Source organism: Achromobacter ruhlandii (genome assembly GCF_902859695.1).
In the GTDB taxonomy this organism is placed as follows: Bacteria; Pseudomonadota; Gammaproteobacteria; order Burkholderiales; family Burkholderiaceae_B; genus Achromobacter; species Achromobacter ruhlandii.
Genome location: NZ_CADIJL010000019.1, coordinates 86,679 through 111,077 on the forward strand (window position 1 = coordinate 86,679; position 24,399 = coordinate 111,077).

General features: G+C 67.5%; 25 protein-coding genes and 1 rRNA gene. 17 read left to right on the top strand and 9 right to left on the bottom strand.

Going from position 1 to position 24,399, the window contains the following annotated elements:
- Position 1: 1 nt before the first annotated feature.
- The 4 genes from HV742_RS21095 to HV742_RS21110 all read right to left on the bottom strand — a co-directional run bounded on the left by HV742_RS21095 (position 2) and on the right by HV742_RS21110 (position 4,514).
- Positions 2-1,786, bottom strand: coding sequence for a SulP family inorganic anion transporter (locus tag HV742_RS21095; protein ID WP_068950424.1), 1,785 nt, complete (start codon positions 1,784-1,786; stop codon positions 2-4).
- 39 nt (positions 1,787-1,825) lie between these two features.
- Positions 1,826-2,698 carry a phosphonopyruvate hydrolase gene (locus HV742_RS21100; protein ID WP_175146283.1) on the bottom strand — a complete coding sequence of 291 codons (873 nt, stop codon included), beginning with the start codon at positions 2,696-2,698 and terminating at the stop codon, positions 1,826-1,828.
- A gap of 94 nt (positions 2,699-2,792) precedes the next feature.
- Entirely contained in the window at positions 2,793-3,341 is a 549-nt protein-coding gene (locus HV742_RS21105; RefSeq protein ID WP_175146284.1) for a hemerythrin domain-containing protein, read from the bottom strand.
- Positions 3,342-3,353: 12 nt separating this feature from the next.
- Positions 3,354-4,514 (bottom strand): D-alanyl-D-alanine carboxypeptidase family protein, encoded by a 1,161-nt coding sequence (locus HV742_RS21110; RefSeq protein WP_081330321.1) that lies wholly within the window; start codon positions 4,512-4,514, stop codon positions 3,354-3,356.
- Between the two features lie 73 nt (positions 4,515-4,587).
- Between HV742_RS21110 and HV742_RS21115 the strand changes: the two genes are divergently transcribed.
- The 11 genes from HV742_RS21115 to HV742_RS21165 all read left to right on the top strand — a co-directional run bounded on the left by HV742_RS21115 (position 4,588) and on the right by HV742_RS21165 (position 14,949).
- Entirely contained in the window at positions 4,588-4,929 is a 342-nt protein-coding gene (locus tag HV742_RS21115; RefSeq protein ID WP_156524606.1) for a hypothetical protein, read from the top strand.
- Positions 4,913-5,371: an HU family DNA-binding protein gene (locus HV742_RS21120; protein WP_049072689.1), complete on the top strand. Its 459-nt coding sequence runs from the start codon at positions 4,913-4,915 to the stop codon at positions 5,369-5,371. The genes HV742_RS21115 and HV742_RS21120 overlap by 17 nt, the downstream gene beginning before the upstream one ends.
- A gap of 180 nt (positions 5,372-5,551) precedes the next feature.
- On the top strand, positions 5,552-6,064 hold the full coding sequence (locus tag HV742_RS21125) for a MarR family winged helix-turn-helix transcriptional regulator (RefSeq protein ID WP_049072687.1): 513 nt from the start codon (positions 5,552-5,554) through the stop codon (positions 6,062-6,064).
- A 34-nt stretch (positions 6,065-6,098) separates the two neighbouring features.
- Positions 6,099-7,313 carry an MFS transporter gene (locus HV742_RS21130; protein WP_049072686.1) on the top strand — a complete coding sequence of 405 codons (1,215 nt, stop codon included), beginning with the start codon at positions 6,099-6,101 and terminating at the stop codon, positions 7,311-7,313.
- Between the two features lie 86 nt (positions 7,314-7,399).
- Positions 7,400-10,057 carry a leucine--tRNA ligase gene (gene leuS, locus HV742_RS21135; protein ID WP_175146285.1) on the top strand — a complete coding sequence of 886 codons (2,658 nt, stop codon included), beginning with the start codon at positions 7,400-7,402 and terminating at the stop codon, positions 10,055-10,057.
- An 11-nt stretch (positions 10,058-10,068) separates the two neighbouring features.
- A complete protein-coding gene (locus tag HV742_RS21140; protein ID WP_049072684.1) occupies positions 10,069-10,731 on the top strand; it encodes an LPS-assembly lipoprotein LptE in 663 nt (220 codons plus the stop codon).
- Between the two features lie 3 nt (positions 10,732-10,734).
- Positions 10,735-11,793, top strand: coding sequence for a DNA polymerase III subunit delta (gene holA, locus HV742_RS21145; RefSeq protein ID WP_049072683.1), 1,059 nt, complete (start codon positions 10,735-10,737; stop codon positions 11,791-11,793).
- A gap of 96 nt (positions 11,794-11,889) precedes the next feature.
- Complete coding sequence (locus HV742_RS21150; RefSeq protein ID WP_175146286.1) at positions 11,890-13,170, top strand: glutamate-5-semialdehyde dehydrogenase; 1,281 nt, start codon at positions 11,890-11,892, stop codon at positions 13,168-13,170.
- A 56-nt stretch (positions 13,171-13,226) separates the two neighbouring features.
- Positions 13,227-13,607 carry a hypothetical protein gene (locus HV742_RS21155; RefSeq protein ID WP_169536588.1) on the top strand — a complete coding sequence of 127 codons (381 nt, stop codon included), beginning with the start codon at positions 13,227-13,229 and terminating at the stop codon, positions 13,605-13,607.
- 5 nt (positions 13,608-13,612) lie between these two features.
- Positions 13,613-14,395 (top strand): 2-keto-4-pentenoate hydratase, encoded by a 783-nt coding sequence (locus HV742_RS21160; RefSeq protein WP_054495496.1) that lies wholly within the window; start codon positions 13,613-13,615, stop codon positions 14,393-14,395.
- Positions 14,396-14,427: 32 nt separating this feature from the next.
- Positions 14,428-14,949 carry a GNAT family N-acetyltransferase gene (locus HV742_RS21165; protein WP_054416352.1) on the top strand — a complete coding sequence of 174 codons (522 nt, stop codon included), beginning with the start codon at positions 14,428-14,430 and terminating at the stop codon, positions 14,947-14,949.
- Positions 14,950-15,006: 57 nt separating this feature from the next.
- On the opposite strand, the gene HV742_RS21170 is transcribed toward HV742_RS21165, so the two are convergent.
- Both HV742_RS21170 and HV742_RS21175 read right to left on the bottom strand, forming a co-directional pair.
- Complete coding sequence (locus HV742_RS21170; protein WP_175146287.1) at positions 15,007-16,410, bottom strand: amidase family protein; 1,404 nt, start codon at positions 16,408-16,410, stop codon at positions 15,007-15,009.
- Positions 16,411-16,516: 106 nt separating this feature from the next.
- Positions 16,517-17,383 (bottom strand): LysR family transcriptional regulator, encoded by an 867-nt coding sequence (locus HV742_RS21175; RefSeq protein ID WP_175146288.1) that lies wholly within the window; start codon positions 17,381-17,383, stop codon positions 16,517-16,519.
- A gap of 132 nt (positions 17,384-17,515) precedes the next feature.
- On the opposite strand from HV742_RS21175, the gene HV742_RS21180 reads away from it, so the two are divergent.
- Positions 17,516-18,928 (top strand): MFS transporter, encoded by a 1,413-nt coding sequence (locus tag HV742_RS21180; protein WP_175146289.1) that lies wholly within the window; start codon positions 17,516-17,518, stop codon positions 18,926-18,928.
- 12 nt (positions 18,929-18,940) lie between these two features.
- Here HV742_RS21180 and HV742_RS21185 read toward each other — a convergent pair whose 3' ends face one another.
- Positions 18,941-19,573: a hypothetical protein gene (locus HV742_RS21185; RefSeq protein ID WP_175146290.1), complete on the bottom strand. Its 633-nt coding sequence runs from the start codon at positions 19,571-19,573 to the stop codon at positions 18,941-18,943.
- A gap of 134 nt (positions 19,574-19,707) precedes the next feature.
- Here HV742_RS21185 and HV742_RS21190 point away from each other — a divergent pair, with 134 nt between their 5' ends.
- The 3 genes from HV742_RS21190 to HV742_RS21200 all read left to right on the top strand — a co-directional run bounded on the left by HV742_RS21190 (position 19,708) and on the right by HV742_RS21200 (position 21,484).
- Positions 19,708-20,652: a 3-hydroxyacyl-CoA dehydrogenase NAD-binding domain-containing protein gene (locus HV742_RS21190; protein ID WP_175146291.1), complete on the top strand. Its 945-nt coding sequence runs from the start codon at positions 19,708-19,710 to the stop codon at positions 20,650-20,652.
- Between the two features lie 155 nt (positions 20,653-20,807).
- Positions 20,808-21,080, top strand: coding sequence for a GNAT family N-acetyltransferase (locus HV742_RS21195; RefSeq protein WP_049072674.1), 273 nt, complete (start codon positions 20,808-20,810; stop codon positions 21,078-21,080).
- 8 nt (positions 21,081-21,088) lie between these two features.
- Complete coding sequence (locus HV742_RS21200; protein ID WP_049072673.1) at positions 21,089-21,484, top strand: YchJ family protein; 396 nt, start codon at positions 21,089-21,091, stop codon at positions 21,482-21,484.
- Here the strand turns inward: HV742_RS21200 and HV742_RS21205 are convergent.
- On the bottom strand, positions 21,476-22,363 hold the full coding sequence (locus HV742_RS21205) for a LysR substrate-binding domain-containing protein (protein ID WP_063582964.1): 888 nt from the start codon (positions 22,361-22,363) through the stop codon (positions 21,476-21,478). The two genes, HV742_RS21200 and HV742_RS21205, sit on opposite strands and share 9 nt — an antisense overlap.
- A 149-nt stretch (positions 22,364-22,512) precedes the next feature.
- Here HV742_RS21205 and HV742_RS21210 point away from each other — a divergent pair, with 149 nt between their 5' ends.
- Together HV742_RS21210 and HV742_RS21215 are read left to right on the top strand one after the other, a co-directional pair.
- A complete protein-coding gene (locus HV742_RS21210) occupies positions 22,513-23,223 on the top strand; it encodes a haloacid dehalogenase type II (RefSeq protein ID WP_169536583.1) in 711 nt (236 codons plus the stop codon).
- Between the two features lie 126 nt (positions 23,224-23,349).
- Positions 23,350-24,114, top strand: coding sequence for an aldolase (locus HV742_RS21215; protein WP_175146293.1), 765 nt, complete (start codon positions 23,350-23,352; stop codon positions 24,112-24,114).
- Between the two features lie 124 nt (positions 24,115-24,238).
- Here HV742_RS21215 and rrf read toward each other — a convergent pair.
- A 5S ribosomal RNA gene (gene rrf, locus HV742_RS21220) occupies positions 24,239-24,351 on the bottom strand.
- Positions 24,352-24,399: the final 48 nt, after the last annotated feature.

A 24,399-nucleotide genomic window follows, 5' to 3' on the forward strand; every position in this document is an offset into this window, starting at 1 on the left:
CTCACGCGTCTGCCTGCGGGCTTTCCGGCTGGCATTCCCAGAACACCTTGGCGCGGCAACTGGCGCAGATGCCGCGATCCAGGCGGGCGTAGATGGCATGCAACGCCGTGGCCTTGTCGGGAAACACGTGATCCTCGCCCAGCCGGTCCAGGAAGCCCGTGCGGCGCCACATCGCCAGCACTTCCGGCCGCGGCCGATGGAAATACAGATCCCCGCCCATCGCGCGGCGCGCGGCCAGCTCGTCTTCCCAGACCTGGGCGCCGGCCAGGTCGATGAAATTCATGCTCTTGGCCATCACCAGCAGATGGCGCGGCGCATCGGGCCCGGCGCGCAGTTCCTGCAAGCGCTGCGCCACGTGCGCGGCGGCGCCGAAGTAGACCGACCCCTCCATGCGCAGCAGCTTGAGCTGGGGGCACTCCGGCAGCGCCTCGGGCTGCCGCTCCAGCACCACGAAGCGGCGCTCCAGCCCGCGCGAATCGAAGCCCATGGTGCGCATCGCCGGCCGCGAGGTGCGGTGCAGGTACACCATCAGCGACAGCACGGTGCCCAGCAGGATCGCGACTTCCATGCGGAGGGTCACGGTGGCCGCCAGCGTGGCGGCGGCGATGGCGCTTTCGCCACGCTGGGTACGCATCAATTGCCGCCAGCGCGGCGCGTCCAGCAGCGTCCAGGCCACCAGCAACAACAGCCCGGCAATGGCCGCGTGCGGGATCCGCGCCAGCAACGGTCCGCTCAGCGCCACCAGCGCCATCAGCAACAAGGCCGAGAACACCGCCGCCAGCGGCGTCTTCGCGCCCGCCTCGTAATTGGGAATGGAACGGTTGAGCGAACCGCAGGACAGATAACAGGAAAAGAAGCCGCCGACCACGTTCGACAGCCCCTGTCCGACAAATTCACGATTGGCGTCGATGCGCTGGCCCGAGCGCGCGGCCACCGCCTTGGCAATCGAAATGGACTGCGCCAGCGCCACGATGGTCAGCGCGAACGCGAGGCTGAGCAGATCGGGCAAGACGCGCCAGTCCACGCTTGGAATATGGAACGGCGGCCACGGCTGCGCCAGATCGCCCAACAGCGGCACGGCGGCCACGCCCCAGCCCGGCGCCAGGGCATTGAACCCGGCCGCGGCCAACGCCCCCGCCGCCAGCCCCGCCAGCATGTACGGCTTGCGCTTGTCGAACCGCTTGAGCAACAGCGCCACCGCGATCGTCACCGCCGTGACCAGCAACGCGCCCGATTGCACCCGATCCAGGCCGGCGGCCAGGCCGAGCAGCAAGGCGCCCGCGCCGTGCGCCCCCGGCGCCGGCAAGCCGAGCGCATCCTTCAAGGCATGGATCGCGATCAGCAGGGCCGCGCCGCTGGTGAAGCCGAACAGCGCCGACGGCGAGATGAAATGCGCCAGCGACCCCAGGCGCAGGGCACCGACCAGCCACTGCATGAGGCCGACCAGCACCGTCACCGCCAGGGCCAGCTCGATGTAGCCGGGGCTGCCCGCCGCCGCCAGCGGCGTCAGCACCGCGAAAAGCGCCAGCGAATTGGCGTTGGTGGGACCGGACATGACATGCCGGCTGGAGCCGAACAGCGCCGCCACGATACAGGGCACGATGGCCGAATACAGGCCATACTGCGCCGGCAGGCCGGCCAGCGTGGCGAACGCCACGCCCTGTGGCAGCACCAGCAAGGCCCCGAGCAATCCCGCCGCCAGGTCGGCGCGCAGCGTCGCGGGGCCAACTTCCGGCACCCAATCGCCAAACACCCGCGCCAGCCACGCCCTGCTTCCCGCCGCCATCATTCCCCGTCCTTGTATTCTTTTCGATGCCGGGCGCGTTCAGCGCAGGAACTTGCGCTCCAGTTCGCGCATCCCCTTGTCGCCCTGCAAGTCGATGATATCGCGCACCGTGGGCAGGCCGGCATCCACGCCATGGATGCCGCCCTCGGCGCGGATGCGGGCGAAGACCTCGCGCATCGCGCCCACGGCGGCGCGGATCGCGTGATTGCCGTAGATCACCAGCCCCACCTTGCCCAGCGCCTGGATGTCGGCCTCGCGCAACTGCGGATAGGCGGTTGGCACCAGCACCAGCGGCACGCGGCCGGACCAGGCCGCGATGAAGGCCAACACCTCATCCGGCGTGGTCTGCTTGGAATGGATCAGGATGGCGTCGGCGCCGGCAGCCTCGTAGGCGGCCGCGCGCGCCAGCGCCTCGGCCTGGCCGAGCCCCGCGATCAGCGCCTCGGTGCGGGCAATGACGCAGAAATCCGGATCACGGCGCGCGGCGCAGGCGGCCTCGATCTTGCCCTGGAACTCGGCGACACGCACCAGTTCCTGGCGGCCGTCGGCGCGCAGGCTGGTGTCCTTGGGAAAGGTCTTGTCCTCCATCACCACGGCCGACACGCCGGCCGCCTCGTACTGGGGCACGGTGTAAGCGACATTGATGGCATTGCCGAAACCCGTATCGATATCGGCGATGACCGGCACGTCAACGGTGGCAGCGATGGCCCGCATCATCTCCAGGTGCTGGCCGGCCGACAGGATGTTGGCATCCGGTACCGCGTAACTGGCCGACAGTTCGAACCCGCTGCCCCAGATCGCATCGAAGCCCGCCTCGGCCGCCAGCCGGGCCGACAGCGGATTGTGCGCCGACATGGCGTGCATCAGGGAGGGGTCCTGCAATTTCTGGCGAAAGCGCGCGTGACGGTGCATGGCATGAAGGTCTGGTGACCCGGCGCGAAGGGCTCCGGCTGGGGTCATTTAACACTAAAAGCGGGCCCTGCCCACGCCGGGATCTCAACCCGACTCAAGCGGTCCCGCCACCGCGCCGCGCCTTCATCGCCCTGCTGATCGCGGCCAGCGCGTCATCGGCCACCAGGCGCGCGGCCAGCGGCAGCAGTTCATCTTCTTCGCGCCGGATATGCTCGGCATAGGCCTTCGCGAACGCCTCCACCCGCGCCGCCGGCAGTTCGGCGGGACGGCCCGCGGCAACCGCTTCCAGGATCTGCCGCAGCGGCGTCCACAGCGCCGCTAGCCGCGCATGATCGGCCACCAGCCCATCCACCAGCGCATGCAGGCAAACGGCGTCCGAACCGGCCATGGATTCGATCAGGGCCGGGAACAGGTCCTCCTCCTCGTCCTCATGGTGGTGCCGCGCGGCGGTCTCGAAATAGCGCACGACGGCCGCGGCGGCGACCTGGGCCGCGGCGTCGCTGCCGTACGCGGGCAAGTGCGCGGCCAGCCGCCGCAGGGTGTCGCACTGGCGCGCAATGCGGCCGTGGCAGGCCGACAACAGGCCCAACGGATCATCAGGGGTCGGCGCCGCCGCCGGCCCGCCGGGAAAACTCACGGCCATGGCTCACCTCCCTCAGCCCGAATGCCCGCGCCACCACAGGCGAATCGAATCCCAGGCACGTCCGGCCAGGCCGGCCTCATCCACCGGCTCGAGCGCCACCACCGGAAACTGCATGGCGGGCTTGCCGTCGACCATCACGCGCAGCGAACCGACCGTGGCCTGGGCCGCGATCGGCGCCACCAGCGGGTCCTGCGGCGTCCAGATCGGCTCGACCTTGGCGCCCGCCGGCACGGTGACGTAGGCGTCCCGCGCAAAACCGGCCTTGAGCGTGTCGGCCTGGCCTTTCCAGACCTCGGGCGTGGCCACCGCCTGGCCCTTTGCGTAGAGCTTGATGGTATTGAACCCCTGGAAGCCCCATTCCAGCAATTCGCGGCTCTCCTGCGTGCGCAACTTGTCCGACGCGGTGCCCACCACCACCGTGATCAGGCGTCGCTGCTCCTTGCCGTTGGGCCGGTGCGCGGTGGCCACGATGCAGTATCCGGCCGCGTCGGTATGGCCGGTCTTCAGGCCGTCGACGCTGGGATCGAGCCACAGCAATCGGTTGCGGTTGGGTTGCGTGATGTTGTTATAGGTGAAGGTCTTGGCCGAATCGTAGGTCTTGTACAGCTCGGGGTAATCGCGGATGAAGCGCGTGGCCAGGATCGACAGGTCGCTGACCGTGGAATACGTGCCCGGATCCGGCAGCCCGTGGGGACTGGCGAAGTGCGTGCCATGCAGGCCGAGTTGCACGGCGGTGTCATTCATGCGGGCCACGAACGCCTCGACGCTGCCCGACACCGCCTCGGCGAGCGCGATCGCCGCGTCATTGCCGGACTGGATCATCAGGCCGCGCAGCAGCTGGTCCACCGACACCTTGGAGCCCGGCTCCAGGAACATCTTGGAGCTGCCGGGCGGCACTTTCCAGGCGCGCGTCGAGATGGTGACCTTCTGGTCCGGCGACAGCTCCTTGTTGTGGATGGCGCCGAACACCACGTACGCCGTCATGATCTTGGTCAGGGAGGCCGGCTCGATCCGGACGGTGGCCGCGTGCGACGCGATCACCTGGCCGCTGGTCTCATCCAGCAGCAGCCAGGCCTTGGCCGACAGGTCGGGCTGAGGCATCGTTTGCGCCAGGGCGCCTGACATACACGCGGTCGCAACGAGCAGGCTCGCCGCCAACTTCTTCATCAACATAAGGGACTTCACTTCCATGCGGGGTAAGGATGGCACGCGGGCCAGCGCATGCAGGCAGCCCGCGGCCGCCTGCATGCGCTGGCCGACGCGCGGCGCGAAGCATTGGAACACGCCGACCCGGGATGGTTCAAAAGCCCCTTGCAAAAGCACTTTCGCGCAACGCGCGACGTCGCTGCGCACGGCATTCGCGGCACTGAAAAAATCGCAGCGATTGTCACTGCATTTTGCAGAACCCCTTGCAGAAGGGGTTTTTCTGCCTGGAAAACAACAAAGAATGCGCAAAAGGCCTTGCGAAAGCGGCTACAACCGCCACTCTTCCGCTATCATCGGGCGCGTAGCGTTAAACGCCGATACCCGGCGCGCGCTGCCCCAATGTCCTCAACATACGGATTTTGACCATGGCCACGAAAGCTAAAGCTCCTGCCAAGAAAGTCACCAAGCCCGCCGCCAAGGCGCCCGCAAAGAAGGCTACCGCCGCCAAACCCGCTGTGAAGCCGGCAGCCAAGAAGGTCGTCGCCGCCAAGAAGGTCGCTGCCGCCCCCAAGGCTATCAAGGCTGCTCTGAACAAGACCCAGCTGATCGCCTACATCGTCGAGCAGTCCGGCGTTGAAGCCAAGGCGGTCAAGGCCGTCCTGGCCAGCCTGGAAACCTCGGTGCTGAGCTCCGTGGACAAGAAGGGCGCCGGCGAATTCACGCTGCCGGGCCTGTTCAAGGTTGCCGTGCAGAAGGTTCCCGCCAAGGCCAAGCGCTTCGGCAAGGATCCTTTCACCGGTGAAGAGCGCTGGTTCCCCGCCAAGCCGGCTTCGGTCAAGGTGAAGGTTCGCCCGCTCAAGAAGCTGAAGGACGCCGCGCAGTAATTCCGCACGGTTATCCGGTCAAGCCGGAAAGGGCCTGCCCCGCATGGGGCGGGCCCTTTCTTTTTTCGCGCCCGTGTTTTCTCCCGCGGTCCGCGCCGCCCCATCGCGCGCGCCTTGCGGGATTTCAGGCCGGCCTGCTAGAATTTATCTTTACGTAAAGATACTTGATATAAAAACATCATGAACGATCTGGTCGACCTGGTGCTGTCGCAGTGGGAGCGGGAATGCCCCAACCTGGACATCTCGCCGATGAGCGTCCTCAGCCGCGTGTTCCGCTTCCACGCCTTCGCCGCGCGCGACGTCGGCCAGGCATTCAAGCGCCACCACCTGCACCAGGGCGAATTCGACGTGCTCGCCACCCTGTACCGCAGCGGCGCGCCGCACGCCATGAATCCACAGAAGCTGGTCGCCGCGCTGCTGTTGACCTCCGGCGCCATGACCAACCGGCTGGACCGCCTGGAACAGGCCGGCCTGCTGGCACGCACGCCCAACCCCGAGGACCGCCGCGGCGTCATCGTGGCGCTGACCGCCGAGGGCCTGCGCGTCATCAAGCAGGTGCTCAAGGACTACCTGCGCGAACTCGAAGCGCTGCTCGCCCCCCTCAATGCCGCCGAGCGCCGCCAGATGGCCGGCCTGCTGAAGAAACTGCTGATCCCGCACGACCAGGAAACGCCCGGCGGCATCGCCGCCTGAGCCTTCCCCCCGCCACTCCCGACTCCCGCCCCACATGAACGCCGCTCCCGCCCAACCCGCCCCGCTCACCGCGCCCGTCATCCTGCTGATGTCCGTGGCCACCGGCCTGGCGGTCGCCAGCAACTATTACGCGCAACCGCTGCTGCACACCATCAGCCAGCAGTTCTCGCTGTCCAACGCCACCGCCGGCAGCATCGTCATGATCGCGCAGCTGAGCTACGCGCTCGGCCTGATCCTGCTGGTGCCGCTGGGGGATCTGTTCGAACGCCGCGGCCTGATCGTGCTGATGACCCTGCTGTCGTCCGGCGGCCTGCTGCTGTCGGCCTTCGCCCGCAACATCCAGATGCTGATGCTGGGCACCGCGGTGACCGGCATGCTGTCGGTGGTGGCGCAGGTGCTGGTGCCGTTCGCGGCCACCCTGGCGGCGCCGCACGAGCGCGGCAAGGCGGTCGGCACGGTCATGAGCGGCCTGCTGCTGGGCATCCTGCTGGCCCGCACCGCGGCCGGGGTACTGGCCGACCTGGGCAGCTGGCGCACGGTCTACTGGGTCGCCGCGATCCTGATGCTGGCCATGTCCGCCGCGCTCTGGAAGGTGCTGCCGCGCCACAAGAGCCAGGCCGCGATGAGCTATCCGCGCCTGCTCGGCTCGATCTTCCGCCTGTTCGCCGAGGAGCCCCTGCTGCGCGGCCGCTCGCTGCTCGGCGGCCTGCTGTTCGCGGCCTTCAGCATGCTGTGGACGCCGCTGACCTTCCTGCTGTCGGGCCCGGACTACGGCTTCAACAACACCACCATCGGCCTGTTCGGGCTGGCCGGCGCGGCCGGCGCCTATGCCGCCAACCGCTTCGGCAGGCTGGCCGACCGCGGCCTGGGCAACCAGGCCACCCGCATCGGCCTGCTGCTGCTGCTGGCGTCGTGGGGCCTGATGGCCTTCGGCCAGGCCTCGGTCATCGCGCTGCTGGCCGGCATCCTGATCCAGGACCTGGCGATCCAGGGCGTCCACGTCACCAATACCAGTTCGCTGTACCGTAGCCGGCCCGAGGCCCGCAGCCGCCTGACGGCCGGTTACATGACCAGCTATTTCATCGGCGGGGCCACCGGATCGCTGGTATCGTCCTGGCTGTACTCCCATTACGGCTGGCCCGGCGTGGTCACCGCGGGCGCGGTTCTGGCGGCCATAACCCTGGCCTACGGCATGCTGGGGGCCAGCGCCCGCATCCCGGAAACCGCCCCGCCCCCTATCCGCGCCTAGCACCTCCTATAATCAGGGGTTTTGGCCGCCCCCGCGCCTGGCGCGCGGGGGCGGTTCACCCATTTTTCGCCATCGCGCACGAGCCCATGCAGGAACGTTACCTCCCCACTACCGTCGAAGCGGCCGCCCACCAAGACTGGCAGGCCCGCGACGCCTATCTGGTCCATGAACACGCGAAGAACCCGGACGGCTCCGAGAAGCCGAAGTTCTACGCCTGCTCGATGCTGCCCTATCCCAGCGGCAAGCTGCACATGGGCCACGTGCGCAACTACACCATCAACGACATGATGGCGCGCCAGCTGCGCATGCGGGGCTACAACGTGCTGATGCCGATGGGCTGGGACGCCTTTGGCATGCCGGCCGAGAACGCCGCCATCAAGTCCAAGGTGCCGCCGGCCAAATGGACCTACGACAACATCGCCTACATGAAGAAGCAGATGAAGGCGATGGGCCTGGCGATCGACTGGTCGCGCGAGATGTGCGCCTGCGATCCCGAGTACTACAAGTGGAACCAGTGGCTGTTCCTGAAGATGCTCGAAAAGGGCGTCGCCTACCGCAAGACCCAGGTCGTGAACTGGGATCCGGTCGACCAGACCGTGCTGGCCAACGAACAGGTCATCGACGGCCGCGGCTGGCGCTCGGGCGCCCCGGTCGAAAAGCGCGAGATCCCGGGTTACTACCTGCGCATCACCGATTACGCCGACGAACTGCTGGGCGCTGTGCAGAACGATCTGCCCGGCTGGCCCGAGCGCGTGCGTCTGATGCAGGAGAACTGGATCGGCAAGTCCGAGGGCCTGCGCTTCGCCTTCCCGCACCAGATCGCCGGCCAGGACGGCCAGTTGATCCAGGACGGCAAGCTGTACGTCTTCACCACCCGCGCCGACACCATCATGGGCGTGACCTTCTGCGCCGTGGCGCCGGAACATCCCCTGGCCACCCACGCCGCGCAGTCGAACCCGGCCCTGGCCGCCTTCATCGAACAGTGCAAGCTGGGCGGCACCACCGAGGCCGAACTGGCCACGCGTGAAAAGGAAGGCCTGCCCACCGGCCTGTTCGTGACCCACCCGATCACCGGCGACCAGGTCGAAGTCTGGGTCGGCAACTACGTGCTCATGACCTACGGCGACGGCGCCGTGATGGGCGTGCCCGCCCACGACGAACGCGACTTCGCCTTCGCCAAGAAGTATGACCTGCCGATCCGCCAGGTCGTGGACGTGGCCGGCAAGGCCTACTCCACCGACGCCTGGCAGGAATGGTACGGCGACAAGCAGAGCGGCCGCACCATCAACTCGGGCAAGTACGACGGCCTGTCGCACAAGGAAGCCGTGGACGCCATCGCCGCCGACCTGGGCGCGCAAGGCCTGGGCGAAAAGCAGACCACCTGGCGCCTGCGCGACTGGGGCATCTCGCGCCAGCGCTACTGGGGCACCCCGATCCCCATCATCCACTGCGCGGATTGCGGCCCGGTGCCGGTCCCCGAGAAGGACCTGCCGGTGGTGCTGCCGGACGACCTGATCCCGGACGGCAGCGGCAACCCGCTGGCCAAGAACGAAGCCTTCCTGTCGTGCGCCTGCCCCAGCTGCGGCAAGCCGGCGCGCCGCGAGACGGACACGATGGACACCTTCGTGGATTCGTCCTGGTACTTCATGCGCTACACCTCGCCGGGCAACAACACTGCCATGGTCGACGCGCGCAATGACTACTGGATGCCGATGGACCAGTACATCGGCGGCATCGAGCACGCGGTCCTGCACCTGCTGTACGCGCGCTTCTGGACCAAGGTCATGCGCGACATGGGCCTGCTCAACTTCGACGAGCCCTTCACCAAGCTGCTGTGCCAGGGCATGGTGCTGAACCACATCTACTCGCGCAAGAACGCCCAGGGCGGCATCGAGTATTTCTGGCCCGACGAAGTCGAGAACGTCTACGACGCGCGCGGCGCCATCGTCGGCGCCAAGCTCAAGTCCGACGGTTCGGACGTGACCTACGGCGGCGTGGGCACGATGTCCAAGTCCAAGAACAACGGCGTCGATCCGCAATCCCTGATCGACACGCTGGGCGCAGACACCGCGCGCCTGTTCGTCATGTTCGCCAGCCCGCCCGAGCAGACGCTCGAATGGTCCGATTCCGGCGTCGAAGGCTCGAACCGCTTCCTGCGCCGCCTGTGGTCGATCAGCTACGCGCAGCGCGACACCGTCGCCCGCGGCCTGGCCGCCGGCGCCGACTGGACCGACGCGCCCGCCGCCGTCAAGGATCTGCGCCGCGAGGTCTACAACCTGCTCAAGCAGGCCGACTACGACTACCAGCGCATCCAGTACAACACCGTCGTGTCGGCGTGCATGAAGATGCTCAACGCCATCGATGACGCCAAGCTGCCGGAAGGCAAGCACGCCGACGCCGCCTACGCCGAAACGCTGGGCGTGCTGCTGCGCGTGCTGTATCCGGTGGTGCCGCACATCACCTGGCACCTGTGGCGCGACCTCGGCTACGCGCACGAGCTGGGCGACCTGCTCGACGCGCCGTGGCCGCACGTCGACGAGGCCGCGCTGGTGGCGGACGAAATCGAACTGATGCTGCAGGTCAACGGCAAGCTGCGCGGCTCGATACGCGTCGCCGCCAAGGCCGCCAAGGAAGACATCGAAAAACTCGCCGCCGCCCAGGATGAAGTCGCCCGCTACCTGGAAGGCCGCCCGCCCAAGCGGGTCATCGTGGTTCCGGGCAAACTGGTCAACGTCGTAGGCTGATGAGGTCAAGCATGTACTTCGCCGGGCAACACACGCAATCCCCCCGCCAATCCTGGCTGCTGCGCGGCGCCTGCCTGGCGCTGTTCATGCTGATTTCGGCTTGCGGCTTCACGCTGCGCGGCGTCACGCCGCTGCCGTTCGAAACGCTGTATGTCGGCATTGCCGACAACACCCAGTTCGGCGCCGACGTGCGGCGCGCGCTGCGCGCGGCCTCGCCCGACACCAAGCTGGTTGCCTCGCCCAAGGATGCGCAGGCGATCCTGCAGGAAGTCTCCAACACGCGCGCCCTGCGCGAGGTGTCGCTGAACGCCCAGGGCCGTGTCGAGGAATACGAACTCGGCATCAATTACACCTTCCGCCTGATCGATGCGAAGGGCCGCGCCCTGATCCCGGACACGACCCTGTCGATCTACCGCGAAATGCCCTACGACGACCAGATCGTCCAGGCCAAGCAAGGGCAGATCGAAACGCTTTACATCGCCATGCAGCGTGATCTGGTTTCGCGCTTGCTCCGCCGCATGACGGCCCCGGAAGTGCGCAAGGCCTTCGAAAACCGCGAACAGCGGGCGGAAGACGGCGAGACGCCGCTATACGATCCCACCGCTCCGCAGCCTCGCCGCACGCCGACGCCGTGGCAGACGCCGTCCACCACCGACCCGGCCTACACGCGCTGACCGATGGCACAAGTCCTGGACGCGGATCGCCTGGCCGATCACCTGCAGCGGGCCGGCAACCGCCTGGCCCCGCTGTATACGGTGTCCGGTGACGAGCCCCTCCTGGTCACCGAGGCCGTGGATGCGCTGCGCGCCGCCGGGCGCGGCGCCGGTTATACCGAACGCCTGTCGATGGTGATGGACGCGCGCAGCGACTGGAGCGCGGTCATCGCCGCAACCCAGAGCGTGTCGCTGTTCGGCGATCGCCGCATCCTCGAACTCAAGATTCCCACCGGCAAGCCCGGCAAGTCCGGCGCCGATACCTTGGCGCGCCTGGCCGAGCAGGCCGAAAAGCAGGCGGACAACCCGGATACCCTGATCCTGGTGGCGCTGCCGCGCCTGGACAAGGCCACCCGCGAAAGCCGCTGGATGCAGGCCCTGGGCCGTGCCGGCACGATGGTCGACATCCCCAGCATCGAACGCGGCCGCCTGCCCGCCTGGGTCGGCCAGCGCCTGGCGCGCCAGAACCAGCGTACCGACAACGCCACCCTGCAATGGATGGCCGACAAGGTCGAAGGCAACCTGCTGGCCGCCCACCAGGAAATCCAGAAACTGGGGCTGCTTTATCCCGAAGGCCAGTTGGCGCCGGAGGACGTCGAGCGCGCCGTGCTCAACGTGGCCCGCTACGATGTATTCGGCCTGCGCGATGCCATGCTGGCCGGCGATATCGCCCGCACCATCCGCATGATCGACGGCCTGCGCGCCGAAGGCGAGGCCCTGCCGCTGGTGCTGTGGGCGGTGGGCGAGGAAATCCGTCTGCTGGCGCGCGTGGCCGAGGCCCGCAGCCTGGGACAGGACGCCAACGGCCTGATGCGCAGGCTGCGCATTTTCGGGGCGCACGAACGCCTGGCGCTGCAGGCGCTCGGCCGGGTCCGCCCCGACGTCTGGCCTGCCGCGGTGCAACACGCCCACGAGGTCGACCGTCTCATCAAGGGCCTGTCGGTGCCGGGGCGGCTATCCGACCCCTGGGAAGAAATGACCCGCCTGGCCTTGCGCGTGGCCGCCGCCGGCAACCGACCGTGAAGGCGGCCCCGGCCGCCACCGCTTCGTCTCCCCCGGCCCCCCTGGCCGGATAAACTATCCCTATCCGCAAGCGGCGCCCTGGCCGCCCTCTTTACTATGAACGACGCCGTCATGTCCTCGTCCTCTATCGAACAAGCCATGCTGACCCTGGGCGAGAATGCGCGCCGGGCCTCGCGCGCCATGATGCGCGCCAACAGCGCCGCCAAGAACCAGGCCCTGCTGGCCATGGCCGAAGCGCTGGCCGCCAACCAGGCCGAATTGCTGGCCGCCAACGCCAAGGACGTGGCCGCCGCGCGCGCCAATGGCCTGGAACCGGCCCTGCTCGACCGCCTGACCCTGTCGGAGAAGACGCTGGCGCACATGGCCGAGGGCCTGCGCCAGATCGCCGCCCTGCCCGACCCGATCGGCAGTGTCACCGCCACTACAGTGCGTCCCAATGGCATGCGCGTGGCGCAGATGCGCGTGCCGCTGGGCGTGATCGGCATCATTTATGAATCCCGCCCCAACGTCACCATCGACGCGGCGGCGCTGTGCCTGAAATCGGGCAACGCCGCCATCCTGCGCGGCGGCAGCGAGGCCTTGCACTCCAACGTGGCGCTAGGCCGCATTGTCCAGCTCGGCCTGGCCGCCGCCGGCCTGCCGCAGGACGCGGTCCAGGTGGTCGCCACGGCCGACCGCGCCGCGGTCGGCAAGCTCATCACCATGACCGAGCACATCGACGTCATCGTGCCGCGCGGCGGCAAGGGCCTGATCGCCCGACTGTCGCAGGAAGCGCGCGTGCCGCTGATCAAGCACCTGGACGGCAACTGCCACATCTACATCGATGCGGTGGCCGACCCGGACAAGGCCCACGCCATCGCCTTCAACGCCAAGACCTACCGCTACGGCATCTGCGGCGCCATGGAAACCCTGCTGGTGGACGCGGTGGCCGCCGTCTCGATCCTGCCGAGCCTGGCCGCGGCGCTGACCGAACACGGCGTCGAACTGCGCGGCTGCCCGCGCACCCTGGCGCTGCTGCCGCACGCCAAGCCGGCCACCGATGAAGACTGGGCCACCGAATACCTGGGCCCGATCCTGGCGATCCGCATCGTCGACTCGCTCGACGACGCCATCGAGCACATTGCGCGCTGGGGCTCCGGCCACACCGACGCGATCGTCACCGAAGACCTGTCGGCGGCGCAACGCTTCCAGCGCGAGGTTGACTCCAGCTCGGTCTATGTCAACCTGCCCACCTGCTTCGCGGACGGCTTCGAATACGGCCTGGGCGCCGAGATCGGCATCTCCACCAATCGCCTGCACGCCCGTGGCCCCGTCGGCCTGGAAGGCCTGACCACCCTCAAATGGGTCCTGACCGGCGAAGGCCAGACCCGCGGCTGAACGCCTCTCCTTACCACCCTTAGTTCGCGGCGCTGCCGCGCGTTACCGGAATTTTCATGCACTCACCCGCCATGGCCATGGCCTTCAGCCTTTTCGTGCTGTGCTTCATCACCTGCTCGCTGAGCGGCCTGGTGCTGTTCTTCTTCAAGAGCAAGCAGATCAACGCCGCGCTCAAGCATCCCTATCTTCAGCACCGTCCCTTCGAACAATATCCGCTGGCGATCAAGGCTGCCATCATGCTGGATTATTTCTTCCGCCTGATGTTCCCCGGCACCCGTTTCTGGCTGATCGGCAACGCCAACGACCTGCTGGGCCATGTCGATCCCAAGAAGACGCCGCTGGCCCTGAAATGGCCGATCGTCGGCTTCTGGGGCTCGTGCTGGCTGGGCCTGATCGCCATGATCGTCCTGTGGACCCTGCTGTTCATGGGAATGTGACGCGCATGCGGCTCCAGATCGAAGACTATCCCGGCTGCGCCGAAGCGGCCCGCATCCTGATCGCCGCGCGCGAAGCCGGCATCGCCGGTCCGCGCCTGCCGGCGGACTGTCGCCCGCAGACCCAGGGCCAGGCCCTGGCGGTACAGCAGCGCACCGCGCGGTTGCTGCGCGAGACGCGCCAGGACGCCATCGCGGCCTGGAAAAGCGCCTTGCCGTCGCCCGAAAAAACCGTGGTGGCGCCCATCTATGCCTCGTCCGTGGCGCATGGCGATGTCGTCCCTGCCCGCGCGCCGGTGGTGCGCATCGAACCTGAAATCGCGTTCGAACTGGCATGCGACCTGCCCACGCGGGACGAACCCTATACCCCTGCCGAGATCGACGCCGCCATCGGCTCGGCCCGCCTGGCCTTGGAAATCCTGGGCTGCCGCTACGCCGCGCCGGAACACGCCAGCCTGCCGGAACTGCTGGCCGACCACATGTTCAACGCCGGGCTGGTGCTGGGACCGCGCATCGCCTCACCCGACGCCGCCCCCGCAAGCATGACCCTTACCCTCTCGGTCGACGGCGCCGAAGTCGAGCAGCACGCCGGCATCCATCCGAACAATCATGCAAAGGCCGGCCTGTACTGGCTCGCCAATTTCCTGCGTGAACAGGGCCTGGGCCTGAGCGCCGGCCAGCACGTCATCACCGGCTCCTACGCCGGTTTCCTGGACGTGCCCGCCAACCGCGACATCGCACTCGCCTACGGCGACCTCGGCGTCTTGAAACTGCGTTTCACTGCCGGTTAAGCGGGTAGCCGCTACCCACCACGGCTTCAACCATGCTGACCCTGCGCCCCTTCTCGACCACGGACTACGCCCAGCTCGCCAGCTGGTTCAAGAGCCTCGCCGAGGTCGTGCAATGGGGCGGATCGCACGTGGCCTATCCGCTCGAAACGGCCGACATGGACGCGATGCTGCGCGAAGGCCAGGCACAGCCGCCGACACGCCGTTGCTGGATGGCCTGTCGCGACGGCCAGTCAATCGGCCACGCGCAACTGGCGTACGACTGGCGCGATGGCAACGCCCGCCTGGGCCGTGTCGCCATTGCCCCCGAGGCGCGCGGCCAGGGCCTGGCCCGGCCAATGGTGGCCCTGATGATCCGCGAAGCCTTCGGCACGCCAGGCATTGAACGGCTGGAGTTGAACGTGTACATGTTCAATACCCCCGCCATTCGTACCTACCAAGCCCTGGGTTTCACCCTGGAAGGGGTACGACGCTCGTCCACCCGCGCCGGCAATGACCGCTGGGACACCGGCATGATGGGCTTGCTGCGATCCGAATGGCAGGCGGCGCCACGTTGAGCCGCCGTGCCGACCGGCGCTCCCGGCGGCGGGAAGCGGCGGCGCCACCGGCCAGGGTCAACGCGCCGCCGGCTCCGCCAGCGTGACCATCGGCCCGGCCGCCTCGATGGCCTCCCCGGCGGCCAGGCACAGGTCTTCGCGATAGCGTCCCGCCACCACCTGCACTCCCACCGGCCGATCACCGGCGCTGCCCATGGCCACCGACAACCCCGGCAAGCCCATGAAGGGCAGCCCGATCTGCGTCATCTGCGCGCGCCAGACCCGTTCGTAAGCGGCATCGCCCTGCAGATCGAGATTGTCGGTGAAAGGCAGCTCGGCCGACACCGGCAGCAACAGCACCGGATATTGCGCCAGGAACAACTCCCACAGGCGCGTCAGCGTCGCGCGTCGCGTCAGCACCGCCGAGAACTTCGCCATGTCCATGTCCGCCACGCGCGCGCGCTGGCCTTCGAGCGCCGTCAACGCGCCACGGTCGCCTTCCTTGCGTGCCGCCTCGACCATGCCCTCGTAGCCATCGGCCATCCACATGCGGATCTGCAGGTCCGCGGCTTCGCGCAACGGCGGCAACTGGTCGACCGTGTCCACCGCCCAGCCGGCTTCGCTCAGGCGCCGGGCGGCGTCCTGCAATGCCTTGACCACCGCGGGTTCGGTATCCATGCCATCCGGGCTCAGGCACAGCGCCGCCCGGCGCGGCGCCGCGGGTCCGGTCAGCGGCGCGGGGACCCACCATGGATCGCGCGGATCGGGCGCCGCCATCGCGGCCAGCCCCAATCGCAGATCGGCGATGCTGCGGGCCAAGGGTCCGGAAACCGCCGTGATCTGCCCCCCGATGGTGCGCTCGGGCAAGGCCGCGTTGAAGGCGGCCACCCGACCCAGCGACGGCCGCAGGCCATGCACGCCGCAGGCATAGGCGGGATAGCGGATGGAGCCGGCGATGTCGGTGCCGTGGGCCAGGTGTCCGATGCCTGCCGCCACCGCAGACGCCGCGCCACCGGACGAGCCCCCCGGGGTCAGGGAGGGATTCCGAGGATTGAGGGTGTCGCCGTGCAGCCGGTTGCCGGTGAACCAGCGCAACGAAAACGCCGGCGTATTGGTACGTCCGATAATCACCGCGCCGGCGCGGCGCAGATTGTCGACCACCGGATTGTTGACGCTGGCGACCACGTCCTTCTGCAACGTCACGCCGTTGGTGGTGGCGTAGCCCGCCTGGTCGACGTTGACCTTGACGGTCACCGGCACGCCAGCCAACGCCCCCGGATCTTCTCCCCGGGCCAGGGCGCGGTCGACCTCGGCGGCCTGGGCCAGCGCGTCGTCGGGACGGTGATCGACCACGGCGTTGATCAGCGGATTCACGGCCTGCAGGCGCGCCAGCGCGCTTTGCGTGGCCTCGACTGCGGAAACATCACGCCGGCGGATGCGGGCGGCAAGCTCTACTGCGGACAAACGCCAAAGTTCGGACACACGACACTCCTGTTTCGACGACATGGAAGGCGGGCGGCGCAATGCCGCCGGACCGTCAAACCTTAGCGCCCCTCGCCCCTGCCCACAAGCCACGGTTTACCGCAGGTCAGCCGGCTTCGAACACGGCAATGATGGCGTCCGCCACCGCGCGCACCCGCGCCGTCCGGTTCAGGTCGCCGTGCATCACCAGCCACAGGTCATAAGGTTCGCTGCGGTTCGGCCAGATCCGCACCAGGTCCGGATACTGCGGCGCCATATGGATCGGCAATTCACCAATGCCCAGGCCCGCGGCCACCGCTTCGATAATCAGCATTCCCGAATTCAGCTCCACCGCGATGCGGCCATTACCCGTCGGCTCGCCACAAAAGGTATCGGACCAGCCCGGCAGCACCGCTTGCTGATATGTCACCAGCGTATGGCCGGCGAACGCGGTGCCGGGACGCGGCTCGCCATGCGCCACAATGTAGGACTTCGACGCATAGAGTCCGACCTCGCGCCGCGCCAGGTGGCGGTGAATCAGGTCGGGACTGTCCGGCTTGACATTGCGGATGGCCAGATCGGCCTCGCGCCGTGTCAGGTTGCTCAATTGGATCGACGTCGACAGCGCCACCCGGATATCGGGATGCTGGGCATGCAGGCGACGAATGGCCTCCATGATGAAATAGCTGGCGACCGTTTCGGAGGTCGCCAGCCGCACCACGCCCGAGAGCCGGTGATCCAGCCCCTGCATCTGCCGCTGCAACTGGTCGGCCGCCTGTTCCATGCGCTCGGCGGCGGCAAAGGCCTGTTCGCCCGCCGCGGTCGGCACATACCCCGACGGCGTCCGCAGGAACAGGCGCGCATCCAGCGACGTTTCCAACGCCGCCAGGCGGCGCCCGGCGGTGGCCTGGTCGATCTGCAACAGCGCGGCCGCGCCGCGCAGGGTGCCATTGCGATAGATCGCCAGGAAGATCCGTGCATTGTCCCAATCCATGACCCCAGCCTGCTCCCGTCGAGAATATCCACATGATGCGATTTTGCATCACAAGGAAGCGATTATTCCCCTTTTTTGCATCAGGGAAAGCGCCTAATCTGTGCGCCTCGGAAAGCCCCGGAAGTCCCCGCCATGCGCACCGCCTGCTCTGCCCCCTCCGTTCCGCCCCTGCCCGCCAACGCCTCCCCCCGGCCCGCAGCCACTGGACTGCTCCCCCTGGTCACGCTGGCGATCGGTTTCGTCATGGCGATGCTGGACGTCACCGTGGTCAATGTCGCCCTGCCCAGCATTGCGCAGCAATTCACCGTGCCGCTCACCGATCTCGTCTGGATCGTCGATGGCTACACCCTGACCTTCGCCGCGCTGCTGCTGGTGGCAGGCGCCCTGGCCGATCGCTACGGTGCCAAGACCATCTACCTGTGCGGCCTCGGCGTCTTCACACTGGCGTCGCTGCTGTGCGGCATCGCGCCGAATGGCGACCTCCTCATCGCCGCCCGCATGCTGCAGGGGCTGGGCGCCGCGCTCTTCATGCCCAGTTCGCTCAGCCTGCTGACCCATGCCTACGAGGACGAGCAGGTGCGCAACCGGATGCTGGCCGCATGGTCGGCCATCGTGGCGGTGGCCGGCGCCGCGGGCCCGCTGCTGGGCGGTGTACTGATCCATCAGTTCGGCTGGCGCGGCATATTTCTCATCAACCTGCCGCTGGGCCTGGCCGGCCTCTGGCTGGCACGGCAACGCATCCAGGCCGCGCCGAAACGCCCGCGCGCCCTGAACCCGATCAGCCACCTGCTCGGGGTCATCGCGCTGGCATCACTGTGCTTCATCCTGATCCAGGGCAACACCTACGGCTGGTCGTCTGCGCCCATTCTGGCGGCGGTGGCCTTGTGCGTCCTGGCCACCGTGGCGCTGGTGCGCCGTGAACGGCGACATGCCGAGCCGATCCTGCCGCGCGCACTGTTCCAGACCACCCAGTTCGCGGCGGCCAACGGCGTGGGGTTCCTGATCAACCTCGCCGCCTATGGACAGCTGTTCCTGCTCAGCCTGTTCCTGCAGCAGGCGCGCGGCGCCGACGCCCTGGAGACCGGCATCCAGCTGGTGCCCATGCTGGCGGTTTTTTCCATCGGCAACCTGCTATCCAGCCGCGTATCGGCGCGCTGGAACGTTTCGACCGCGTTGCTGGGCGGCATCTCGCTGGCGGCCGCGATGAGCGCGGTCGGCCTCTTCACGTTCGCTCCCGACATGCCCTACTGGCCCTTCGCCATGATCGTGGCGCTCGCAAATCTGGGCGTGGGCGTCGCCGTGCCCGCCATGACGAGCGTCGTCATGCAGGTGTCGGGCAGGCACCATGCCAACAGCGCCGCGGCCGCGCTGAACGCCAACCGCCAATCGGGGGCCCTGGTGGGCGTGGCACTGATGGGCACCATCCTGCACCTGTTGCCGGACTGGCATGCAAGCCTGCCCGCCGCCTACGCCATCATCGCCGGCGGCTACCTGGGCGCCGGGTTGCTGGTGTGGCGTCATCTACGGGGCACGCGCAACGCGTAGCGCGCGCCTCGCTCAGGCCGGGCCCAGGATCGCCACGCCGCGCCCGGCGAAGAACCGGTCAAAGTCGGCGAGCGACACGCTGGCATCGGCCTGCGCGCCGGACTCCCCGGACGGATTGTGAAAAACCACGTGTTGCGGCGTGGCCCGGGTCACCAGCACCAGGTGGCCGCCCTTGGCGGGCGGCTCGCGGTCCGGCCAGCGGATCCACGGATGCACGGACGCCATGAAGTACTTTGCCTGCGTCATCAAGTCCGGCAGCGCTTCGGCGCGCAGGCCGACCCGCACTTCGGCACGCATGTCGAACTCCTGCGCGACGAAGCGCACGAACGGGGCGTAGATCAGCCCCTTGATGACGCCATCCTCGGCCAGCGTGTAGGCGCCATACGGCAGACTCCGGCGCATCAGGGCCAAGGTCGGATGGACCTCGCCGGACTCCGCCGCCAGCACCATCTTCAGGCAAGCCATGCCACAGACATGACTGGCCCAGCGCGCGTATTCGTCGACATCCCGCGCCCCGGATGCGCGCCACGCCGGATCGTCCTCCAGGCGCAACTCCTTGCGGATGATCGCGCCCGCCAGATCGGCTGATTCCCATTGGCAGAAATACGGTACCGCGGCGCGAGGGCCGGAGCGGGAGGCATTCATGTTGCGCGTCATGTGAAGAAGGAAGTACGGCGGGTGCCGGCATGGAGCGCATCTTGCCGCTCAACGGCGCGCGTGGCAACCCGATCGTCTTTGCTTCACAATGGACCTTCCCTTCGACCCATCCGGAGCGCCGCATGACCGACTCGTCCCCCTTCCCCGCCATCCGCCGCGTCGCCATCGTCGGCGCCGGCACCATCGGTGCCAGCTGGGCCGCACTGTTCCTGGCGCACGGACTCGACGTCGTGGTCTGCGATCCCGCGGACGATGCCGAGCCGTTGACGCGCGCGCGCGTTGCCGCGGCCTGGCCAGTGCTGGCGGAACTGGGACGCGTCGCCGCGGGGGCCTCACCCGACGGGCTGCGCTTCGAATCCGACCTGGCCATTGCGTTGCGCGACGTGGACTTCGTCCAGGAGAATGCGCCCGAGCGCGAGGATTTCAAGACCGACCTGTTCGCGCGCATGGACGCATTGCTGCCGCCCCACGCCATCGTCGCCTCCAGCTCATCCGGACTCATCATGAGCCGCCTGCAAGCGCGGTGCGAACATGCCTCGCGCTTCGTCATCGGCCACCCGTTCAACCCGCCGCACCTGATCCCGCTGGTGGAAGTGGTGGGCGGCAGGCAGACCTCCGCCGCCACCATCGACCGCTGCATCGACTTCTATCGCCAGTTGGGCAAGTACCCGATCCGCGTCAACAAGGAAGTCCCCGGCCACATTGCCAACCGCCTGCAGGCCGCGCTGTGGCGCGAGGCCATCCATCTGGCCGCCGAGAACGTCGCCAGCGTGGCCGACATCGACGCCGCCGTATCGCAAGGGCCCGGCCTGCGCTGGGCTTTGTTCGGCCCGCACATGACGTTCAACCTGGGCGGCGGCGCCGGCGGCATGGCGCATTTCATGAAGCACCTGCTGGGACCGGTGCAGACCTGGTGGGATGACCTTGGCACCCCCGAGGTCACGCCTGAACTGCAGCGCCGGCTGATCGAGGGCGTCAACGCCGAGGCCGGCACGCGCAGCATCGCCGACCTGGTCGAAACACGCGATGCGCAACTGACCGCGCTGCTGAAAGCGCTGCAGCGCTGACCTTCCCGGAATGCAATCCTCGGGCCTCGCTCCAGCGGGTTCACTCGACCCTCGCCGAAGCACCGTCGCGGCGCCGACGGCCAGGGATCGCGCCACTGGTATCCTATGAAGGATGCCCGTCCCCCTGGGGCGCCCAATTTCACGCAGGAATTCCCATGGTCTCCGTCATCCACGACACCCAGCACTCCCGCTTCACAACCACGGTCGATGGCGTTCTGTGCGTGCTGGACTACCATCTGCGCGACGGCGTAATGACCATCACCCACACCGGCGTTCCAGGCCAGGTGGGCGGTCGCGGCATCGCCGCCGAACTCACCCGTGTCGCACTGGATTCCGCGCGCGCCCAGGGATGGAAGGTGCGGCCACAGTGCTCCTACGCCGACGTCTACATGCGCCGCCATCCTGAATACAGCGACCTGCTCGCCTGAAGCCCGCCGTGACCACGCCCGACCCGATCGCCTGTCCCTGTGGCTCGGCCAAGTCGTACACCGCCTGCTGCGGCCGCTGGCACGCCGGCCCCTTGGCGCTGCAGGCCCCCACCGCGCAAGACCTGATGCGCTCGCGCTACAGCGCTTTCGTGCTGGACAGGCTCGCCTACCTGCTCGACACCTGGCATCCCAGCACTCGCCCCGCGTCGCTTGAACCCAACCCGCCAGGCCTCAAATGGCTGGGCCTGACCGTCAAGCAGGCTCGCGATCAGGACGCCGACCACGCCACGGTCGAATTCGTCGCGCGCAGCCGCCTCGCCGGACGCGCCAGCAGAATGCATGAAGTCAGCCGCTTCGTGCGTGAAGCCGGTCGCTGGTATTACGTGGATGGCGATCTAAGCTGATGGCGCCAGGCCGGGCGAGGCATTGTCGTCCTGGCCCACTGCCCGCTTCAATACCGCCACCAGGTTAGCCACCGCATCGCCGGCGGCGAGGCGCGCTTCGCCCACGATCGCCAGTTCGGTATTCGGCGCTGGCGCCAACCCCTGCGCGACGCCGAGTATTCCGTGCTCCGGCAGCCGCGCGAACGCCGGCAGCAGTGAAATACCCAGCCCCGCGCTGACCGCCGCCTGCACGCCCGCCAGGCTCTGGCTGTGATACGCGGCGCGCCACGGCCGTCCGGCGCTCTCCAGCGCATAGATCATGCGCTTGCGGTAAATGCATCCGTGCGGGAACAGCACCAGCGGCACCGGCCCCGCCTGCTGCAACAGACGCTTGTCGCCCGCCCAGACGAGGCGTTCAGGCCACGCCGCCAGGCACGGCCCCTCGCCAGGCTCGCGCTTGATCAGCGCCAAGTCCAATTCCCCCGCCGCCAATCGGGCCTTCAGATCCGTGCTCATCCCGCTGCCGGTTTCCAGGCGGATATCCGGATGGCTGGCAGCGAACCCCGCCAGTAATGCCGCGAGGCGCGACACGTCGAAGTCCTCGGGAATTCCCAAGCGGATCGCCTGCACGCGGCGCGGCGCGGACAACACCAGCTCCGCCTCGTCCGCCATCGCCAGCAACTTGCGCGCGTATGCCAGCATCAGCTCGCCATCCGCCGTGGCCGCCACCTGATTGCCCGCGCGGTCGCGCAGCAGCAGTGTCTTGCCGACCGCCTGTTCCAGCTTGCGCACTTGCTGGCTCACGGTGGACTGCGTGCGATGCACGCGGCCGGCGGCTCGCGTGAAGCTGCCTTCGTCCGCGACGCACACAAGGGTCTTGAGCAATTCCAGGTCGAGCATGGGCTATCCGATGGGCGAGAGAGGGCTGAAGGATTCACGCCATGGGATATTCTTAATTCCACTGACATGAGTACTTTTATTAATTTTACAACTCATGGGGTCCCACCTAAGCTGACCTTTCCCGACCGGCTTTTCAAAAGGAGAATCCCATGCCCCTGGACCATCTGCCCCGCCCACGATGGCTGACCTTCGATTGCTACGGCACCCTCATTCAGTGGGACGAAGGACTACAGGCCGCGGTAGCGCGTATCCTCGCCGCCAACCCCCAACGCCATGCGCCGACACCCGCGCACTTCCTGCACGTCTATGACGAGCACGAACATCGCCTGGAACGCACGCCGCCCCACATGTCCTTCGCCGACATCTCCCGGGAATCCCTGCGCCTGACCATGCGCGACCTCGACCTGGCGTACCGGCCCGATGACGCCGCATTGCTCACGGACAGCATTTCCGCCATGCCACCGTTTCCCGAAGTGGTCGATACACTGGCCGCGCTCAAGCGCGCCGGATTCCGCCTGTGCATCATCTCCAACACCGATGACGGCATCATCGCCGGCAACGTGGCGCAATTGGGTGGCCATATCGACCGCGTCATCACGGCCGAGCAAGCTGGCGCCTACAAGCCGTCGCGGCGGATCTTCGCGCATGCCCACGACAGCCTTGGCGTCACGCCCGATGAAGTGGTGCACATCTGCGCCAGTCCTCACCTGGACCATGCGGCCGCGCGCGATATCGGCTTTCGCTGCGTCTGGATCGATCGTGGCACCGGCCGCCAGCCCTTGCCGGACTATCGCCCCGACGCTACTGTATCGACTCTGGATAAAGTCCCCGGCCTGTTCCAACAGGCCGGGTGGATGTAAGGCCGCATGGCCGGCGGCACATTCCATCGCCGGCCGGAGCACGCACAAAGCGGCGATCATCCGCGCGCCTTTGTGGCGAGCCACTCAACGCAACACTTCCCTGTCGATCAACATTTCGGGCTGCCCATGAACAAAGATCCTCACTTCGCCGATGCGCTGTTCCATGCCGAACGCGTTGCCGGTCTGCGCGCCGACCTGGCACTGGCCCTGCGCGCCGCCGCGGCCCACGGACTGGGCGAAGGGGTATGCAACCACTTCAGCGTGGCGCTACCAGGTGACACTGATCACTTCCTGCTGAATCCCCGCGGGCTGATGTGGCACGAAGTGCAGGCGGAAGATATCGTGCTGGTCGACGCGCAAGGCTGCAAACTGGCCGGCCGTCACGAGGTCGAGCCCACTGCAATGTTCATCCATGCCGCGATCCATCGCATCGCCGGCAAGGCCTGTGTGCTGCACACGCATATGCCTTACGCCACGGCCCTGACGCTCACGGCAGATCGCACGCTGGACACCACGTTGTCGCAGAACGCCATGCGCTTTCATGGCCGGATCGCCGTGGATGGCGAATACAACGGCCTCGCTCTGGACGCGAGCGAAGGCGAACGCATCGCCCGCGCCATGCAGGGCGCCGATATCGCCTTCCTGGGCAATCATGGCGTGGTGGTATGCGGCGAGCGTCTCGACTACGCCTACGACGACCTGTTCTTTCTCGAGCGCGCCTGTACCGCGCAGGTATTGGCGCAGTCCACGGGACGGCCGCTGGTGCCTGTCGCTCCCGGACTCGCCGCCAAGGTCGCCGCCCAGATCCAGAGCGAACGCCTGCAATCGGAGCTGTTCTTCACCGCTCTCAGGCGTCAACTGCCGGAGACGGCACGACACCAGCCAGGCTGAAGCGGGCGGACCACGGGCGGGGTCACGCGCTTCCAATGCAAGGCCGCCCTGCCATGGGTCTATTCAAGGCCATAAAGAAAAACCCCGCAGGCGTCAGCCTGCGGGGTTTTCTTTTTGAATAACTGCCTGATACTGACCTACTTTCACAGACGTCCGTCCACTATCATCGGCGCGAAGGCGTTTCACTGTCCTGTTCGGGATGGGAAGGAGTGGTACCACCTTGCTATGGTCGTCAGGCGTAACTGGTTGAGAGATTGTCTTTGGGGACAACCGCTCCAATCTTGG

Coding starts and splice junctions, on each gene's coding strand:
- HV742_RS21095 (WP_068950424.1), bottom strand. CDS start 1,786: ATGGCGGCGGGAAGCAGGGCGTGGCTGGCGCGGGTGTTTGGCGATTGG.
- HV742_RS21100 (WP_175146283.1), bottom strand. CDS start 2,698: ATGCACCGTCACGCGCGCTTTCGCCAGAAATTGCAGGACCCCTCCCTG.
- HV742_RS21105 (WP_175146284.1), bottom strand. CDS start 3,341: ATGGCCGTGAGTTTTCCCGGCGGGCCGGCGGCGGCGCCGACCCCTGAT.
- HV742_RS21110 (WP_081330321.1), bottom strand. CDS start 4,514: ATGTTGATGAAGAAGTTGGCGGCGAGCCTGCTCGTTGCGACCGCGTGT.
- HV742_RS21115 (WP_156524606.1), top strand. CDS start 4,588: ATGCGCTGGCCGACGCGCGGCGCGAAGCATTGGAACACGCCGACCCGG.
- HV742_RS21120 (WP_049072689.1), top strand. CDS start 4,913: ATGGCCACGAAAGCTAAAGCTCCTGCCAAGAAAGTCACCAAGCCCGCC.
- HV742_RS21125 (WP_049072687.1), top strand. CDS start 5,552: ATGAACGATCTGGTCGACCTGGTGCTGTCGCAGTGGGAGCGGGAATGC.
- HV742_RS21130 (WP_049072686.1), top strand. CDS start 6,099: ATGAACGCCGCTCCCGCCCAACCCGCCCCGCTCACCGCGCCCGTCATC.
- leuS (WP_175146285.1), top strand. CDS start 7,400: ATGCAGGAACGTTACCTCCCCACTACCGTCGAAGCGGCCGCCCACCAA.
- HV742_RS21140 (WP_049072684.1), top strand. CDS start 10,069: ATGTACTTCGCCGGGCAACACACGCAATCCCCCCGCCAATCCTGGCTG.
- holA (WP_049072683.1), top strand. CDS start 10,735: ATGGCACAAGTCCTGGACGCGGATCGCCTGGCCGATCACCTGCAGCGG.
- HV742_RS21150 (WP_175146286.1), top strand. CDS start 11,890: ATGAACGACGCCGTCATGTCCTCGTCCTCTATCGAACAAGCCATGCTG.
- HV742_RS21155 (WP_169536588.1), top strand. CDS start 13,227: ATGCACTCACCCGCCATGGCCATGGCCTTCAGCCTTTTCGTGCTGTGC.
- HV742_RS21160 (WP_054495496.1), top strand. CDS start 13,613: ATGCGGCTCCAGATCGAAGACTATCCCGGCTGCGCCGAAGCGGCCCGC.
- HV742_RS21165 (WP_054416352.1), top strand. CDS start 14,428: ATGCTGACCCTGCGCCCCTTCTCGACCACGGACTACGCCCAGCTCGCC.
- HV742_RS21175 (WP_175146288.1), bottom strand. CDS start 17,383: ATGGATTGGGACAATGCACGGATCTTCCTGGCGATCTATCGCAATGGC.
- HV742_RS21180 (WP_175146289.1), top strand. CDS start 17,516: ATGCGCACCGCCTGCTCTGCCCCCTCCGTTCCGCCCCTGCCCGCCAAC.
- HV742_RS21185 (WP_175146290.1), bottom strand. CDS start 19,573: ATGAATGCCTCCCGCTCCGGCCCTCGCGCCGCGGTACCGTATTTCTGC.
- HV742_RS21190 (WP_175146291.1), top strand. CDS start 19,708: ATGACCGACTCGTCCCCCTTCCCCGCCATCCGCCGCGTCGCCATCGTC.
- HV742_RS21195 (WP_049072674.1), top strand. CDS start 20,808: ATGGTCTCCGTCATCCACGACACCCAGCACTCCCGCTTCACAACCACG.
- HV742_RS21205 (WP_063582964.1), bottom strand. CDS start 22,363: ATGCTCGACCTGGAATTGCTCAAGACCCTTGTGTGCGTCGCGGACGAA.
- HV742_RS21210 (WP_169536583.1), top strand. CDS start 22,513: ATGCCCCTGGACCATCTGCCCCGCCCACGATGGCTGACCTTCGATTGC.
- HV742_RS21215 (WP_175146293.1), top strand. CDS start 23,350: ATGAACAAAGATCCTCACTTCGCCGATGCGCTGTTCCATGCCGAACGC.